General features: G+C 64.0%; 15 protein-coding genes. 11 read left to right on the forward strand and 4 right to left on the reverse strand.

Annotated features, from left to right (window positions below; genetic code table 11):
• Nucleotides 1-9 precede the first annotated feature (9 nt).
• On the forward strand, nt 10-1,020 hold the full coding sequence (locus QD208_RS12010; RefSeq protein WP_279836928.1) for a DMT family transporter: 1,011 nt from the start codon (nt 10-12) through the stop codon (nt 1,018-1,020).
• 131 nt (nt 1,021-1,151) lie between these two features.
• On the opposite strand, the gene QD208_RS12015 is transcribed toward QD208_RS12010, so the two are convergent.
• The 3 genes from QD208_RS12015 to QD208_RS12025 form a co-directional block, all read right to left on the reverse strand.
• Nucleotides 1,152-1,772, reverse strand: coding sequence for an OmpW family outer membrane protein (locus tag QD208_RS12015; protein WP_347881999.1), 621 nt, complete (start codon nt 1,770-1,772; stop codon nt 1,152-1,154).
• Between the two features lie 481 nt (nt 1,773-2,253).
• On the reverse strand, nt 2,254-2,847 hold the full coding sequence (locus QD208_RS12020; RefSeq protein ID WP_279836933.1) for an OmpW family outer membrane protein: 594 nt from the start codon (nt 2,845-2,847) through the stop codon (nt 2,254-2,256).
• Between the two features lie 361 nt (nt 2,848-3,208).
• The gene (locus QD208_RS12025) at nt 3,209-4,072 is read right to left on the reverse strand and encodes a lipopolysaccharide kinase InaA family protein (protein ID WP_063124274.1); all 864 of its coding nucleotides are present in this window, start codon (nt 4,070-4,072) and stop codon (nt 3,209-3,211) included.
• 572 nt (nt 4,073-4,644) lie between these two features.
• Between QD208_RS12025 and QD208_RS12030 the strand changes: the two genes are divergently transcribed.
• The 10 genes from QD208_RS12030 to QD208_RS12075 all read left to right on the forward strand — a co-directional run bounded on the left by QD208_RS12030 (nt 4,645) and on the right by QD208_RS12075 (nt 15,020).
• On the forward strand, nt 4,645-6,261 hold the full coding sequence (locus tag QD208_RS12030) for a cytochrome ubiquinol oxidase subunit I (protein ID WP_153635381.1): 1,617 nt from the start codon (nt 4,645-4,647) through the stop codon (nt 6,259-6,261).
• A gap of 6 nt (nt 6,262-6,267) precedes the next feature.
• Nucleotides 6,268-7,401 carry a cytochrome d ubiquinol oxidase subunit II gene (gene cydB / locus QD208_RS12035; protein ID WP_279836936.1) on the forward strand — a complete coding sequence of 378 codons (1,134 nt, stop codon included), beginning with the start codon at nt 6,268-6,270 and terminating at the stop codon, nt 7,399-7,401.
• Between the two features lie 80 nt (nt 7,402-7,481).
• Nucleotides 7,482-7,583, forward strand: a complete 102-nt coding sequence (gene cydX / locus QD208_RS12040) for a cytochrome bd-I oxidase subunit CydX (protein ID WP_024951692.1) — start codon at nt 7,482-7,484, stop codon at nt 7,581-7,583.
• A 59-nt stretch (nt 7,584-7,642) separates the two neighbouring features.
• Nucleotides 7,643-7,948, forward strand: a complete 306-nt coding sequence (locus tag QD208_RS12045; protein WP_082388798.1) for a cyd operon YbgE family protein — start codon at nt 7,643-7,645, stop codon at nt 7,946-7,948.
• Nucleotides 7,949-8,467: 519 nt separating this feature from the next.
• Nucleotides 8,468-9,610 (forward strand): glycosyltransferase family 2 protein, encoded by a 1,143-nt coding sequence (locus QD208_RS12050; RefSeq protein ID WP_279836938.1) that lies wholly within the window; start codon nt 8,468-8,470, stop codon nt 9,608-9,610.
• Nucleotides 9,600-10,034, forward strand: a complete 435-nt coding sequence (locus QD208_RS12055) for a GtrA family protein (RefSeq protein ID WP_159055771.1) — start codon at nt 9,600-9,602, stop codon at nt 10,032-10,034. Before QD208_RS12050 ends, QD208_RS12055 begins: the two co-directional genes overlap by 11 nt.
• Nucleotides 10,031-11,230: a hypothetical protein gene (locus tag QD208_RS12060; protein ID WP_279836941.1), complete on the forward strand. Its 1,200-nt coding sequence runs from the start codon at nt 10,031-10,033 to the stop codon at nt 11,228-11,230. The genes QD208_RS12055 and QD208_RS12060 overlap by 4 nt, the downstream gene beginning before the upstream one ends.
• The gene (locus tag QD208_RS12065) at nt 11,205-11,900 is read left to right on the forward strand and encodes a hypothetical protein (protein ID WP_279836943.1); all 696 of its coding nucleotides are present in this window, start codon (nt 11,205-11,207) and stop codon (nt 11,898-11,900) included. The genes QD208_RS12060 and QD208_RS12065 overlap by 26 nt, the downstream gene beginning before the upstream one ends.
• Nucleotides 11,901-12,176: 276 nt before the next feature.
• Entirely contained in the window at nt 12,177-13,016 is an 840-nt protein-coding gene (locus QD208_RS12070) for a mechanosensitive ion channel domain-containing protein (RefSeq protein WP_279836944.1), read from the forward strand.
• A 144-nt stretch (nt 13,017-13,160) separates the two neighbouring features.
• On the forward strand, nt 13,161-15,020 hold the full coding sequence (locus QD208_RS12075) for a glucosyltransferase domain-containing protein (protein WP_279836945.1): 1,860 nt from the start codon (nt 13,161-13,163) through the stop codon (nt 15,018-15,020).
• Nucleotides 15,021-15,163: 143 nt separating this feature from the next.
• Here the strand turns inward: QD208_RS12075 and putP are convergent, their stop codons facing one another.
• Nucleotides 15,164-16,645 (reverse strand): sodium/proline symporter PutP, encoded by a 1,482-nt coding sequence (gene putP / locus QD208_RS12080; RefSeq protein ID WP_192837900.1) that lies wholly within the window; start codon nt 16,643-16,645, stop codon nt 15,164-15,166.
• Nucleotides 16,646-17,088: the final 443 nt, after the last annotated feature.

Raw genomic sequence — 17,088 nt, forward strand, 5'->3', positions numbered from 1 at the left:
GTCTGCGTGATGTGGATGCCACTTTGCTTCGTGTTTCTGTTCGCCAGCGGCTTCATCGCCGCACGCTTCGGTACCCTGGACGCTGAACCCTTCACCTTGCTGCTAGTGCGCAGCCTGCTGGTGCTGCCGGTGCTGGGGTTGATTCTGTGGCTGCGCCGCAAGCCGCGTCAGTGGGGCCGGCGCAATGACCGTCTGGCGCAGATGGGCATCGGCATGCTGTTGCATGGCGCCTACCTGGGCGGCGTGTTCGCGGCGGTCAAGGCGGGGCTGCCGGCGGGCCTGACGGCGCTGCTGGTCAGTCTGCATCCGCTGGTGACGGCGGCCCTGTCACTGCCGCTGTTCGGCGTGCGGCTGGGCGCCAAGCAGTGGGCGGGGCTTGGCTGTGGCGCCATCGGCGTCAGCCTGGTGCTGGGGGCAGGGCTTGCCAAGGACGGCGCGGGCACTCTGGAGTGGCCGCTGATCGGGCTCGTCTGGTGCCTGGTGGCGCTGATCGGCGTGTCCAGCTCGACGCTGTGGCAGAAGCGGGTCTCCGGGCGCATGGGGCTGGTCGAGGGGCTGATGTTCCAGTATCTCGGTGCGGGCGCGGTGTTCGTCGTCGCCGCGACCAGTGTCGGCAGCTTTGTCTTTGACCCCACGCCGCGTCTGCTGCTGACCATGGCCTGGCTGGTGATCGCCATCTCGGTCGGTGCCATCTGGCTGCTGATGCTGATGCTGGAACGGGGCGAGGCCCATCAGGTCGCGCGCACTTTCTTCCTGGTGCCGCCGTGTGCCGCGCTGATGGCATGGTGGCTGTTCGATGAGCAGTGGACCGCGCTGATGGTGGCGGGCGCGGCACTGGTGGTGCTGGGACTGGTGCTGGACCGCCCGCGTCCGGGCAAGGTGAGCAAGGCGCCGGCAGAGGACGCCACGCCGCCTTCGCCTTCAATTCCCTCAACGCCCTCAGCGCCCTCAACCTCAAGAGCTTCAGCAACTTCCAAGGCTTCGGCAACGACGAACAGTGGGCAAGCCGCCTCGCGCTGATACGTGCCGAGCGCACAACTCACAATGCACAGCGCACCAGGTACAAAGCACAACGCCCCGCCGGCCCGAGATGGGCTGGCGGGGCGTTGTCGTTTCTGGCCAGTCAGAAGCGCTAGCCAGGAAGTGGCTGATCAGAAGCGGTAGCTGATCCCGGCCATGGTCACGATGGGGTCGATCTCGACCTTGTCGTTGACGCTGCCCGCCACGGTGACATCGGAATCGATATCCAGATACCAGGCGGCGACGTTGGCCGCCCAGTGCTCGTTGATCACCAGATCGACGCCGATCTGTGCGGCCGCGCCCCAGCTGTCATCCATCTCGAGTTTGGTGCCATCGTCGAGGGTTTCATCGGAGAAGTGGGTGTAATTGACCCCCGCGCCGATGTACGGCTGGATGCGCGATTCACGTCCGCCAAGCGGGTAGTACTGCAGTGTCAGGGTCGGCGGCAGGTGATCGACGGAACCGGCTTTCTGGCCATTGAGCGAGATGTCGTGGTCGAAATCCTGCGCCGCCAGCAGCTCGATACCGAAGGTGTCGGTGAAGCGATAGCCGAGAGTGAAGGCAAAGGCGCTGTCATCATCGACATCCACGTCGGCACCGATGGCATCGATGCGACCGTTGTCACTCTTCGGCGAGACCTTGGCGACCCCCGCACGCGTCCAGAACTGCCCGGCGCCGTAGTTGAGAGAGCTGAGCGAGCTGTGAGAGCTGTGAGAGCTGTGAGAGCTGGCATTCAGCGAGTCGGCGGCCATGGCCGGTGCGGCGCCGAGAGTCGCGAGGCCGGTGAGGCCTGCCAGTGCCAGAAGCTGCCACGGGCGTGCTGCAGAGCGCGGGCTACGCGAAGTCAGGTGCGCGGGGAGGGAGGCTGAGCGAGTGACGACGTCGGACATGATGGCTCCTGAAGGATGGCGGGAAACAATGCCCCCATTCTAGGTAGCCGAATTTCGAGAAATTTGATCTGGGGCAAGAGTTTACGGGCGTTCTTGCTTGGTCAGGGACGTGGTTGATCCAGGTCAATTTCTGCGCCGCGCCGGCGAAGATCGGCCATGTGGCCGTTGGCTGCCCACAACGAAAACGCCGCAGACCCGAAGGTCTGCGGCGTTTGTGTGTGATGCCCATCTGGCGCCTGGACGGCTCGGCGTTGCCGAGCTCCATCGCTGACGTTTTCATGACGCGGCATCACACGGCTTGCCAGGTACTCGCTGGAGGCATGTTCACGCCTCGTGCAAGAACTTAGAAGCGGTAGGTGACACCGGCACCGACAGTGACCGGGTCCAGCTCGGTGTCGTTCACGTCCTGACCGGCGATCTTGGTATCGGCCTTGACGTCGGCGTAACGAGCGAAGCCGTTGACGGCCCAGGCTTCGGTGATCTTGAGGTCCACACCCAGCTCGGCAGCGGCGCCGTAGCTGTCGTCGATGTCCATGCTCTGGCCACCGGCAGACTCACCGGAGAAGTGGGTGTAGTTCAGGCCGACACCAGCGTACGGCTGGACGCGGGCTTCAGTACCGCCCAGCGGGTAGTACTGCAGCATCAGGTTGATCGGCATCTGATCGAAACCACCGGCGCTGTTTTCCCAGTCAGTGCTGAATTCTTCAGTGGACTGCAGGGCGATGGCCAGGTTGTCGTGGAACATGTAGCCCATGGAACCGGCGAAGCCAGACTCGTCCTTGGCGATCAGACCGTTGCCGTTGTTGCTCTTGCCGTCGACCTTGGCAACGCCACCGCGCAGGAAGATATCACCCTTGCCATATGCCATGGCGGATTGTGCGCCCATTGCCATGGTGCCGGCGATAACAGTAGCGGTCAGGATCTTGATAGCTTTCATGTGTAGTTCTCCTTGAAGCTTGGCTTCGTGAGCTGCCTGTCAGCAGTGCCTCGCTACCCTACGGCTTGGGCCGTGTGCTCTGCGTGGCTGCGTCGATCAGGGGACGCTGCAAACTATAAAAAACAGCGTTCTGTTTGGCAAGCATTTTTTTAGAACGTTGTTTGAAAACTTGTTAGGCGTCCTGTTAGCGGATGTTACCGATTATTTCAGGGAAGTTTAATGTCTCACGAGTGAGACTTGTGCTGACGCATTTGAGCGACATCCCCATTCATCCTCGCGCAAGGTGACCAAGACCTTGGTCGCATGCCGTGCGCGAGGTTAGTACTCACTACGCCAAAGGCCGTCACCGGCCTCTGCAGGCTCAGCGACGCTTGCGTGCGGCGCGTGCTTCCAGCTCTTTCAGCCACTGACTGACCTCGGCGCTCTGCGCATCCGCATCGCGATAGACGGCAAGAAATTGTCGCCATTCATCGTGCTGCCAGCCCTTCAGGCGGCGCCACAGCACGTAGAGATCGCGCAGGCACTCGTGGCGGCGCAGCACGAAGCGGCGCGTCTTCTCGAGGTCGATGATGACGGCGTCCATCTGCCAGGTGCTGGCCGGCGACTCACTCGGCGGGCGACTCAGGAAGAGGTGCTTGGGGAACAGACAGCCATGCATCAGGCCAGCCTGATGAATCTCGCGCACGAGGCGGGCGCTGGCGGTGATGACCTGAGAGCGCATGCCGGCATCGAGTTCCGCCCAGCGTTCATGCCAGTGATCCAGATCATCGCGCCCGGCGAGATCGAAAGTGATCAGGATGGCGCGCCATTCCCGGCCAGCACGCCGCTCGCCGTACCAGCCGGCGTCCACTGCCGGTATTCCCAGCGCGTGATAGTGGCGGATGGCACGCCATTCGCGAGAGAAGGTCGGTTCGCCCAGCGGGCGCGCCAGGCTGCGGCCCAGGTGGTTGGTCTGGCGCTTGAGATAGAGGCGATGGCTGTTGCCGTCCTCATCCTCGAGCGTCAGCAGTGAGACCGTCGAGACGCCGCCGCGTTCACGATTCGGCGCGTCGACGTCGTGGGCTGCCACTTGCCACAGGGCATCGAAGCTATTGAGGTCGTGCTGCTCCAGCAGGCGGGCAAGCCCGGCTTCGCAGTAATCGCCGTGGCCGCGCGGCGCCGTGGCGCTGGGGCTGGTGGTGGCGGTGTGACCAGCAGAGGGATGAATGGGGGAGCGATGCGTCATGTCAGGTAGGAATCACGGTCTCGGGTGATAGGCGGTAAGCGTTCACTGGCAATCCTTGTCGGTGAGCGCTGCGATGACTGGCCATGATAGTTAGCCTGCTGGGGAAGTGACAGGCCTGCGGCACAAAACTCTCCATCCCACCGCGTCAATGGCGCGGGGCCGTGATGGCTTTCTGTGCGGCGGCTGGCGGCGCTTGGGTGCGCCAGTCGGTCGCAGCGTGGTGCAACGTCGCAGTGTGGTCGATGGTCGCAGCGCGCGCAGGGGTGCGCAGAGTCAGCGTTGAGATGGCGCCAGGGCAGCGAGGCCCGTCGCTCCAGCATCCATGCGGCTTGCAGCGGAGTTGTCCAGTGACAACAGGCACTTGACGGAGGTGGGGGGTGCGACATTCGCCCGGTGAGTGCGACAACCTGACATCTGGAGACTGGCGCGGGAGGGTAGACAATGTCGACCAAGGTCTCAGTGCCTGTGTGCTTGCCGGCGAGAGTCGGCCTGATGTGTCCGTCCGACGTCGGTGGCAAGCGCATGCAGGGACGGCAGCCTGACCGTCCGCCTTATCGCAAAGGGGTTAAGACATGATCTCCGATACCGTCGTGGAGCTGTCGCGGTTCCAGTTCGGCATGACCGCGCTCTACCACTTCCTGTTCGTACCATTGACCATCGGCATGGCCTTCCTGCTGGCCATCATGGAATCCCTGTATGTCATGACCGGCAAGCAGGTCTACCAGGACATGACCAGGTTCTGGGGCAAGCTGTTCGGTATCAACTTCGCTCTTGGCGTGGCCACTGGCCTGACGATGGAATTCCAGTTCGGCACCAACTGGGCCTACTACTCGCATTACGTCGGCGACATCTTCGGTGCGCCGCTGGCCATCGAGGGCCTGGTGGCCTTCTTCCTCGAGTCCACCTTCGTCGGCCTGTTCTTCTTCGGCTGGGACCGCCTGACCAAGCGTCAGCACCTGATGGTGACCTGGCTTGTGGCCTTCGGCTCCAACTTCTCGGCGCTGTGGATCCTGATCGCCAACGGCTGGATGCAGAATCCGGTCGGTGCGGCCTTCAATTTCGAGACCATGCGCATGGAGCTGACCAGCTTCGCGGATGTCATCTTCAACCCGGTCGCCCAGGCCAAGTTCGTGCATACCGTGTCGGCAGGCTATGTGACCGGCGCCATGTTCGTGCTCGGCATCAGCGCCTTCTACCTGCTCAAGGGGCGTGACCTGGGCTTTGCCAAGCGCAGCTTCGCCATCGCCGCCGCCTTCGGTCTGTTCTCGGTGGCTTCGGTGATCGTGCTGGGCGATGAGTCCGGTTATGAAGTCGGGGATGTCCAGAAGGCCAAGATGGCCGCCATCGAGGCGATGTGGGAAACCGAGCCGGCGCCGGCGTCCTTCACGCTGATCGGTCTGCCCAACGAGGAGACCCAGCACACCGATTACGGCATCCATATTCCCTATGTGATGGGCCTGATCGGCACGCGCTCGCTGGATACCGAGATTCCCGGCATCAAGGAGCTGACCGAGGAGCACCGCGGACGCATCCTCAATGGCATGCAGGCCTATGACCTGCTCCAGCAGCTGCGTGATGGCCAGGACGACATCGCGACCCGCAAGGCCTTCGATGCGGTCAAGGATGATCTCGGTTACGGCATGCTGCTCAAGCGCTACGTCGAGACTCCGTCAGATGCCACGCCGGAGATGATCGACAAGGCCGCCGCCGACTCGATTCCGCCGGTCGCGCCGATGTTCTTCTCGTTCCGCATCATGGTCGCCTGCGGCATGGCGATGCTGGTGATCTTCATCGCGGCGGTGTGGATGACCGCCAAGCAGCGCTTCGACGTGCGGCCCTTCCTGTGGATCTGCCTGCTGTCGATCCCGCTGCCGTTCATCGCCGTGGAAACCGGCTGGTTCGTGGCCGAATTCGGGCGTCAGCCGTGGGCGGTGGGGGAGATCCTGCCGACCTTCATGGCGGCCTCGAGTCTGGATGAGTCCGACCTGTGGTGGTCCATCGGTGGCTTCCTGGCCTTCTACAGCCTGTTCTTCGTCATCGAGATGTGGCTGATGTTCCACTTCGCGCGCAAGGGGCCGTCTTCCCTGCACACCGGTCGCTATCACTTCGAGCGCAGCGGCATCCACCATGGCGCCATGTCCGAAGATGACGGCATGTCACTCAATCCTTCGCTGTCATTCAAGGAGTAACGGATCATGTGGGATTACGAGATCCTCAAGCTGTTCTGGTGGGTGGCGGTAGGGCTGCTGCTGATCGGCTTCGTCATCACCGATGGCATGGACATGGGCGCGGCGATGCTGATGCCGCTGGTCAGCCGCAATGACAGCGAGCGCCGTGTGGTGATCAATACCCTGGCCCCGCACTGGGATGGCAATCAGGTATGGCTGGTCACCGCCATCGGCGCGGTGTTCGCGGTGTGGCCGGTGGTCTACGGCGCCGTGTTCTCCAGTTTCTATTTCGCGATGCTGACCATCCTGTTCTCGCTGTTCTTCCGCCCGCTGGGCTTTGACTATCGCTCCAAGCTCGAGAACACCCAGTGGCGTGGCTGGTGGGACCGCGGCATCGTCGCCGGCAGCCTGATTCCCACCGCCTTCTTCGGGCTGATCTTCGGCAACCTGCTGCAGGGCGTGCCGCTGGAAGTCGATCAGTTCATGCGTGCCAGCTACGCCGGTAGCTACCTGGGCCTGTTCAACCCCTTCGCGCTGCTGTGCGCCGCGCTGTCCGTGGTGATGGTGATGCTGCATGGCGGTACCTGGCTGGTGGCGCGTGCCGATGAGACCGTCGCCGCACGCAGCGCGCGTCTGGTGCAGCCGCTGGGCCTTTTGACGCTGGGGCTGTTCGCGCTGGGCGGCCTGTGGGTGTGGCTGTCCGGCATGGGTTACAGCATCGATCAGATGGGCGATACCGCCTCGGCCTTGAAGCTGCTCGACAAGCAGGTCGGGCCGGGCAGCTGGCTGGATGTCTACGCACGTGAGCCGCTGACGCTGCTGGCACCGCTCAGCGCGGTGGTCGGTGTGCTGGCCGCGATGGTGCTGTCGGCCCGGCGCAAGGGCGGCGCGGCCTTCACGGCAAGCTCCGTCGGGGTGGGGGGCGTGGTCGCCACCGCGGGCATCAGCATGTTCCCGTTCATCGTGCCGTCCTCGCGCATGAGCGAGGCCAGCCTGACGCTGTGGGATTCCGTTTCCAGCGAGCTGACGCTCTCCATCGTCACCGTGGCGGGTCTGGTGATGGTGCCGACCATCATCCTCTACACCACCTGGTGCTACGTGAAGATGTGGCGTCGCGTCACCGTCGCGCATATCGAGCAGGACGGTCACAGCCTGTATTGAGTTGAGTTGAGCTAGCTGAGCCAATTGCTTCCATTTGCTATCAACAGGCGAGGGCACTGCCCTCGCCAGGAGACGACACCATGTGGTATTTCGCCTGGATTCTCGGTGTGTTGCTGGCCTGCTTCGCGGGCATCATCAATGCATTGTGGCTTGAGCAGACCCACACCTTTGACGATGATTGAGTGAGGCGGCCCCCAACGTTACTTCTGCGCCGCTGACCGTTCCGATCAAGGAGAGCTCGATGTCACGACCCTGGTACGCCTCACGACCACCGGCCTGGTGCCGAACTCGACCTGCCCACCTGGCCTCGCTGCTGCTGTCTGCCATGGTGGCCATCTGGATGCTGCTGGGGCCGGATGCGATTGCCTCGATGCAGACAGGGCCGCGCTATCTGATGTTGCTGGTCGCGCTGTGGGGGCTGGGAGCCGGCTTCACGCATGGCGTCGGCCTGGTGCCGCGCCATGCGACCCGCGCCTGGCTGCTGGGGGCGCCACTGAGCTGGTGTCTTTTGCTCATCACGCTGGTGACCCTCGCGTCCAGCCAGTAACGCGATTGCGCAGGCTCTATTCATTACATCAACAAACACGGCCGCTCCCTGGAGCGGCCGTGTTTGTTTAGGGCTAAGGGCATGGCTCAAGGGCATGGCTTGCGAGCCCTTGAGTGATTCAGGCTTTACTTGTTGAGGCCGCAGGCTCTATAACGCAGCGAGGTGGCGTCGCGCTCATTGACCCGCGCAGACCGCTCTCGCAAGCCCTCGCAGACCGTCGTAAACCCTCACAGGCTCTCGCAAGCCCTTGCCGATGGCTGGCGCTGTGCGGGGCTTTTCACGGATTCTTGCAGCTGGCAGACCGGTTCGCGCTGGTCACCGTCAGCATTGACGCTGCGTTGTATTCGTCGCCCTCGGCCCCAAGAGGTAATGGAGCGGAGGGAGGAGAGGCGCTGATCGAGAATGGGAGAGTGTCTGGTAAAGCGCTGATGCAGCACCTGTGTCCTCTTCACTCTCACCTTGTCAGATGATGATGCCCTGGCGTGCATGAATGACGGGGCTCTCGATGGAGGAAATACCATGCGGTCCTCAGCTGATGCATCCTGCGGCCAGGCGTCTGGCAGGCAGTCCTCGACCTCGTCGGGGCATATCCCCCGCGACATGTCGCGCCGCCTTTCCGGTGACTGGGTCTTGTCATTGGTGGTGCCGGTGATGAACGAGGAGGAGACCATCGGCCTCTTTCTGGAGGCCATCGAGAAGACCCTGGGCTCGCAGGTGCCACATCTTGAAGTGCTGTTCGTCGATGATGGCTCAACCGACGGCACCCTGGCGTGTCTGGAGGCCGCGGCGGCCGGCGATGCCCGCGTGCGCTACCTGAGTCTGACACGCAACTTCGGCAAGGAAGCTGCCATGTCCGCCGGCATCGAGCAGGCGCGTGGCGATGCCGTCGTGCCGATGGATGTCGATCTGCAGGACCCGCCGGAGGTGATCCTCGAGTTCATCAGCCAATGGCAGGCCGGCTACGACATGGTCTATGGCGTGCGCGCCGCGCGTAATGAAGACACCGCCACCAAGCGCAAGACAGCAGGCTGGTTCTACCGCGTCTTCAACCGCCTGACCTTCACCGAGATACCGCGCGATGCGGGTGACTTTCGCCTGCTGGACCGCCGCGTCGTCGAGGCGCTGCGGCGCCTGCCCGAGCGCAATCGCTTCATGAAGGGCCTGTTCTCGTGGCCCGGCTATCGCTCGGTGGGCGTCACCTACCAGCGCCCGTCGCGCACGGCCGGCACCACCAAGTTCAACTACTGGAAGCTGTGGAACTTCGCCCTCGATGGCGTGGTGAGCTTCTCGACCTGGCCGCTGCGGGTCTGGACCTATATCGGCAGTGTCGTCGCCGCTCTGTCCTTCCTCTATATCCTGGTGATCATCAGCAAGACGGTGCTGTTCGGCGCCGATGCACCGGGCTATGCCTCACTGATGGTCGCGATCCTGTTCTTCGGCGGCATGCAGCTGATCTCGATCGGCGTGCTGGGCGAATACCTCGGTCGTCTGTTCATGGAAACCAAGCAGCGTCCGCTTTACCTGATCGACCATGACAGCCTGCACGACAGCCCGCCGGGCAGCGTGTCACCGGACAGGGGCCTCGACAGCGGCCTGAGCACTGCGCGAGTCGTGCGCGGCGCGTCACGCGATGCGGCGCGAGGAGAATCACTTGAGCGCTGATCGTGAGGGCGTCAGCGAGTCCGACAGGCCAGTCACTGCGCGCGCCAGGGAGGAGGCGGGCACCGCGACCCGCTTCGGGCTGGTCGGGCTGGCCGCGACGGGCGTGCACCTGGGCGTCGCCGCCTTGCTGCTGTTCCTGTGGCCGCAGCTCAATGAGTTCATCGCCAACATCATTGCCTTCTGCGTCGCCTTTCAGGTCTCGCTGGTCGGCCATCGCCGGCTGACCTTCAAGCGCCAGGGCAGTGCCTGGCGTTTCGGGCTGGTCGCGGCGGGCGGCTTTGCGCTCAACAATGGCCTGTTGGCACTGCTGATGCAGGGGCTGGATCTGTCGGGCTTCGTCGCCATCGCGATCGCCACGCTCTCGGTGCCGATCGTGACCTATCTGGCCTCACGGCTGTGGGCCTTCAAGGAAGACCATGCATGAATGACAGCGTCACCGCAGGACCGCGCTCGACGCTGGGGGAGCGCCTCAAGACATTGGCAGCCGAGACGCCGCCCCCTGCCGAGGCACTCGCGCGGGCGCAGGCCGTGCGCATTCCCTGGGGGCATATCCTGCTGGCGCTGCTGGTGACGCGCGCCGTCTGGCTCGCCATCGCGCTGTGGGGCGATCACAGTTATCTGCACGCCATGGCGCAGTTCGACGGCAGCTGGTTCAAGGGCATCATGACGCGCGGCTACGATGTCGAGGCGCGCGGCATGAGCGATGGCGACGCCGCCAACTGGGCCTTCTTCCCGCTCTATCCGGCGCTACTGTGGCTGGTGACGCTGGGCGGTCAGCTGGACCCCGAGCTGATGGGCGTGCTCCTGAGCAATGCCTTGCTGGCCGTCGCGCTGGGGCTGGGCTGTCGCTATCTGGCCATCACGCGCCCCGGCGCGCCGTTGCTGCTGTTCGTGTGGCTGGCGGCCAGCATGCCGTACAGCTTCTATTTCAGCGCGCTCTATTCCGAGTCACTGTTCTGGCTGCTGTGTCTGGCGTCATTGATCGACTGGCGCTGTCAGCGTACCGGCCGCGTGATGCTCTGGACGCTGCTGTTGTCGATGACCCGCGCCACCGGGGTGTTCTGGGTCATCGCGATGGGAATCGAGCTTGTGGCGCGCCTGCGCCTGCGGGCTTTCGCCGAGCTGTGGCGGCGGCCCGATTGGCTGCTGATCGGCGTGGTGGGGCCCTTGGGGCTGTTCCTGTTCATGGCGCTGCTCTATCACCGGACGGGTGACGCGCTGGCCTTCAGTCATGTGCAGATTTCCTGGGGCCGTGAGATGGGCAATCCCATCACCAACCTCATTGAAGGGCTGAGCTACTGGCAGAGCGCGCCGGAGACGCTGCGCCCGGCGTGGCAGGCGAGCATGGCGCTGGTCGGTGTCGGCCTGATCGGCTGGCTGGGCGTGCAGCGGCGCTGGCTGGAGATGGGGCTGGCGGGCTTCACGCTGTTCGTACCGCTGGCGACCGGGCTGGACGCTATTCCGCGCTACATGATCGGCATGCCGGTGTTCGTGCTGGCCCTGCATGACCTGCTCACTCGTCTGCCACGCATGCTGGCCTGGGGCCTGGTCATGCTGGGCGCGCTCGCTAATCTCTGGCTGGTGGAGAACTGGTATGACACCGTCTTCTGGCTCGTCTGATGCCCTGTATGGCGCGCCACGGCCACGGCGCAGCCAGCGGGTCTGGTGGCTGCTGGCCACCGTGGTGGTGTTGGCCTTCGAACTCACCCTGCTGTGGCTGGCGCGCACGCCCAGGGTCGATGATCACTACCGGCGCTACTTCATCGAGCATGCCACCACCTGCTACCGGCCGATGGGCGAGGTGCCGGTACTGACGCCCGGTGAGCGCTACCCCATCCGCAAGGGCGAGCCGCTGGGCAATTGCGGCGTGCTGTGGGCCGGTTTCTACTCGCCCCAGCCAGACGTGCCGGTCAGTGCGCGGCTGGCGGAGGTCACCTTGCGCCTGCGGGTCGCGCCCGAGGTCTCGCCGGCAGGCTCGCAGGCGGTGGTCGTGGCGCTAGAGCTGTCACGTTTCCCGGATTCGGCCACCGCGCTGCCGGTGGAAGTCATGATCGGGGAGCAGACCGTCACGCGCTGGCCGGTGGGCGGCCGTTATGAGCGCTTCGAGGTCGAGGTGCCCGCCGCGCTGATCGCGAGCGACGGCAGCTTCAGCCTGACTCTCAAGGGGCCGCCGCCCATCGCGCCGCGTGATGCGGGCCTGGATGCCAACAAGTTTCCCGTGGGCCTGCGTCTGGACGCGCTGACGCTGCGCTCACCGCTGGGACTGACGCCCGCTCGGGCGCAGCCCTGACCTACGCCCTGAATTGAAGGGTGCCTTGAATTTAAGTGCGCCCTGAATTGAGGAATTGCGTGATGAATGGCGTGATGAGCGCAGAGCAGGGCACGCGGTCCCGAGCGCAAGAGCACTGACGTGACGCCGATAGTCAGGTAAATTGTGCGCGCGTGAATACCCAATGATCCGTTCGGCCGAGTGTCGGTGCGTCCCCGGCGCGCGCCTCGTGCCCTATAACGATAAAGCACCCGGTGGTCTGCTGACTGCCACGCAAGGGATGCTCAAGGAGTTGTCGTGGAATTTTTGAATGCCATTCCCATGGATACCAGTCGGCTGTTCGAGATAGGGCTGCAATGGGGCGGAACCCTGTTGTCGGCGCTGGCCGTGCTGGTCTTCGGCATGTGGGTCGCCAAGCGCCTGACCCAGTGGGCGACCTCGCTGCTGCACCGCAAGAGCATGGACGAGGCGGCGGCCGGTTTCGTCGGCCAGATCGCCTACGCCATCCTGGTGGTCATGGTGCTGCTGACCGCTCTGGACCAGCTCGGCGTCGATACCACCTCCATGATCGCCGCGCTGGGTGCGGCGGGTCTGGCGATCGGTCTGGCGCTGCAGAGCTCGCTGTCCAATCTGGCCTCCGGCTTCCTGCTGGTCACGCTGCGTCCGTTCAAGAAGGGCGATTACGTCGAAGCCGCCGGCACCTCCGGTAGCGTCGATCAGATCACCATGCTGCAGACCCGCCTGGTGACGCCGGACAACCGCAAGGTCACCGTGCCGAACTCCAGCGTCATGTCCAACACCATCACCAACTACTCGGCGCTGCCGACGCGGCGTCTGGATCTGGTCGTCGGTGTCAGCTATGACGACGACATCCGTCAGGTCAAGGCGGTGCTCGAGGAGCTGGTCGCCGGTGACGAGCGCATCATGAAGGAGCCGTCCCACCTGATCGCCGTGTCAGAGCTGGCCGACAGCTCGGTCAACTTCAACTTCCGCATGTGGTGCCAGGCCTCCGATTACTGGGCGCTGAAGTGGGACATGACCGAACGCATCAAGCTGACCTTTGATGAGCGCGGCATCAGCATTCCCTATCCGCAGCGCGATGTGCACTTCCATCAGGCCAGCACGCCGGCCGAGTAACTTCCGCATCACGTAGGCATGTCGACAACGCCACCCTCGGGTGGCGTTTTTGATGGGCTTTCGTCGGGGCATTCCATCGCGCCCCGAGTCAGGTACTCTCGACGTCATCCGTCCTGGGTATCGTTCTGATCGGGAGTCCAGTGCATGACAAGGTCGCAGTTGTTGTCCCAAGCGTGTGATGCCGCTGATGCCAGACGGCGTCAGGCATGGCGCATTCTGCTTGCCAGTCTTGTAGTGATCGGCCTCGGGCTTGTGCCGCTGATCGCCACGCGCGCGCTGTATCTGGATGACATGAGCCGTGCGCTGGATGGCTATTACGGCTGGATGCTCAATGCGCGCCCGGCCGCCGAGGGCATCATGCGTCTGCTGGGCTTCGGCGACGTGCTGGTCAATGTCGCGCCCTTGCCGCAACTGGCGGCCTGGGGGCTGGCGGCGGGCATGGCGCTGGCCTGGTGGCGATGGCTGCCGGGGCTTTCGCTGGTGGGCTGCGTAGTGGGCAATGCGCTGATCTGGCTGACGCCCTTCACCCTGCAGAATTTCAGTTACGCCTTCGACAGCCTGCCGATGAGCGTGGCGCTGGCTAGCGCCATACTGGCCAGTCTGGTGCTGCGTGCTGGCGGGAAAAGCAGGGCAGAGGGAGAGCAAGGCGGAGGGATAAGCGAAGGGCTGTGGCAGGCCTGGCAGCCACCGCTGAGCGCCTTGCTGCTGTTGTTGCTGGCGCTGTGCAGCTATCAACCGGCCCTGAATGCCTTTCTGGTGCTGAGCCTGCTCGAGGCCATGTTCGCGGGCGCTGCCAGCACCTCACTGTGGTCGCGTTGGCGGATGCTGTTGCAGCGTGGGGCACTGGCCGCCGTCGCCTTGCTGCTCTATCTGCCCATCACCCGGCTGCTGGTGGCGGGGGAGTACAGTCAGCAGCATGGCCAGATGCTGCCCTTCGCCGACCCTCAGGCCTTGCTGGCGGGACTGGAGTACAACCTGAGCGTGGCGCTGGGCGCACTGCGTGAGGGGCTGGGGCAGATCACGTTGTGGCTCAGTCTGGCACTGCTGGCCGGGGCGGCGCTGTTGCGACTCCTGCCTCGCGGCGCGCCTGTGCGACAGGAAGCCGCCACTGGCGCGCCCGAGGGCAGGTCTCGCTCGGCGCGCCAGCTATCGCTGCAGCGCATGAGCTGGGCCCTGTGGGCGCTGCTGCTGGTTCCCGCCCTGTGGGGGCCGATGCTGTTGCTGGCCGAGCCGGTATTTCATTCGCGCACCCTGATCGCCTGGGGGCCGCTGCTGGGTGGCGCCCTGATGCTGGCACTGAGCGTGAGAGCAAGAGAGAGCGTTAGATCGAGCGCGGAGGCAAGCGCAACGCCGAGCATGACGGAAACGGCCAACACGCAGCGCAAGACATCTGTCTGGCGGCGGCTGAGGCAGTGCCCTTTGAAGCAGTGTCTGTTGATCGTCGCCGGCCTGTTGCTGGTGCGCCATGGGGTGATCTTCGCCGCCTGGAGCAATGCGCTGGCCGCCCAGCAGACCCATGAGACACAGCTGGCGCGCACTCTGGTGGCTCAGGCGCGGGAGCAGGGCCTGCCGCTGGACTCGCCCCGCGACGCCGAGCGCTACCAGCCGCGCGATGCCTTGCCGGTACTGGTGCTGGGTGAGGCGCCAGTGGCGCCACTGGCGCGGATCGCTCGCCAGCAGGTGGCGGCCGTGGGCCAGAATCTGGTCGCCGCCTTCACGCCCGACAACTACTGGGCCGTGGTGCGGCTACGCCTGGCGGGCGCCAGCGCGGTGACCTTGCTGCGCGATGAGGCGCTCAAGGCGCGCCTGCAAGCGCGGTCGCCCTGTGCGCCGGGCGATGCTGCCAGTCAGGCCTCCGATCAGCCCACCAGCCAGCTCTCAGCCCCTTCATCCGCTCAATCTCAAGTTCTGTCGCAAGTGAAGTCGCAAGTGCCATCACCAGTGCTGTCACTGCAAGAGGGAGTCTGGGTGATCGATTTCCGCAAGCCTCGCCAATGTGATTAGGCCATGCGAGAAAGCCGTGACAGCGTGAGTCAGTGAGGACAAGTTGCCATGAACGACAACGCCGCCCCGAGGGGCGGCGTTGTCGTATTGCCGATGTGAACGGCAATAGGTACAGGCTTCAACAGTGTCTTGTCACACCTCGATCAGGCGTGGTTCTCGACCTTGTCGAATTCCGTGGTGATTTCATCAGCCGGTGCTGCGCTCATGATGCTGACCACGTAGATGGCGATGTAGGCGAAGATGACGCCCGGCACGATCTCGTAGAGATCGAAGATGCCACCGGAAAGCTGCTTCCAGACCACCACGGTCACGCCACCGACGATGATGCCGGCCAGGGCACCGAAGCGGTTCATGCGACGCCAGTACAGCGACATGATCAGAGCCGGACCGAAGGCGGCACCGAAGCCGGCCCAGGCGTAGGACACCAGACCCAGCACGCTGGAGTTCGGGTCCAGCGCCAGGATCCAGGCGATGATGGCGATACCGACCACCGCGAAGCGACCGACCCACACCAGCTCGGACTGGGTCGCATCCTTCTTGAACAGCGCCTTGTAGAAGTCATCGGCCAGAGCAGAGGACGACACCAGCAGCTGGGAGTCAGCGGTGGACATCACTGCAGCCAGGATGGCGGCCAGCAGCACGCCGGCAACCGCCGGGTGGAAGATGAAGTTCACCATGACCATGAAGATCTTCTCGCTGTCGGCCAGGTCCTTCGGCACGTAGACGAGACCCAGCAGGCCGATGCAGATGGCCGCGAACAGACCCAGCGCAGACCAGACGACGGCGATGGTACGGGCCGCGCCGATGTCCTTCTCGCTGCGGATGGCCGCGAAACGCGCCAGGATATGCGGCTGACCGAAGTAGCCCAGGCCCCACGCCAGTGAGGAGACGATGCCGACCAGGGTCAGCGCTTCGCCGGTGGAGGCGTCACGGAACCATTCCAGCAGCAGCGGGTTCTCGGCAGTGATGCGCGAGGTCGCTTCTGCCACGCCACCCATGTCGGTGAGTGCCACGATGGGCACCACGATCAGGGCAGCGGCCATCATCAGACCCTGGATGAGGTCAGTCCACGACACGGCGAGGAAGCCGCCGAAGAAGGTGTAGGACACGATGGCGATGGTACCGACGGTCACGGCGATGGTGTAGTCGAGGCCGAAGACGGTCTCGAACAGCTTGCCACCTGCCACCAGACCGGAGCTGGTGTAGAAGAGGAAGAACAGCAGGATGAAGACGGCCGAGATGACGCGCAACATCTTGGAGTTGTCGCGGAAGCGCTTCTCGAAGTAATCCGGCAGGGTCAGCGAGTCGCTGGCGACGAAGCTGTAGATACGCAGGCGCTTGGCGACGATCAGCCAGTTGAGCCAGGTACCGGCCAGCAGACCGATGCCGATCCAGGCAGCGGACAGGCCGCTGAGGTAGGCAGCGCCGGGCAGGCCCAGCAGCAGCCAGCCGGACATGTCAGACGCACCGGCGGAAATGGCGGATGTCCAGGGGCCCAATGAGCGGCCACCCAGGATGTAATCCGACATGTTGGAGGTGCGCTTGTAGGCCAGCAGGCCAATGCCGAGCATCACCGCCAGATAGATAGCGAACGTGATGAGTATGGTGGGGCTGTTATCGACCATCGTGGAGTAAATCCTTTGCATTTATTGTTGTCGGACGGCGAGCGTCGTGATGATTCACTGCCAGTGACGGTTCCTGTCAGACCGTCGCCGGGAGTCCTGCGTCATGCATCGAACGTCCTTCGAGGGCCTTGTCGCGGTGGCTCTCGCAAGTTCCTGCCAATCTTGTACGTTCAGACTAGCGCATAAACGAATCTTCTGACGTTCGTCCGTCCCCGCATATTGCCGTCGAGTCAAAAGGGGAAACGGCAACGGACACCGCAGGGCACGAGCATGAGGGGCCAGTCGCTGGCGATTCATGTCCGTGGGCGTCCCTGTCGGTGTCCGGGGCAGATGACGGCCTGGCGTGCTCGCCGTCATCCACTGGGCATCGTCCTGATGCCCTGTCACCTGGCTACCTCATGCACGTCCAGCATGCAGTCTTCCGCCAGGCATGACCTCTGCTG

Origin of the sequence: Cobetia sp. 29-18-1 (assembly GCF_029846405.1) — a bacterium.
GTDB classification, from domain to species: Bacteria; Pseudomonadota; Gammaproteobacteria; order Pseudomonadales; family Halomonadaceae; genus Cobetia; species Cobetia amphilecti.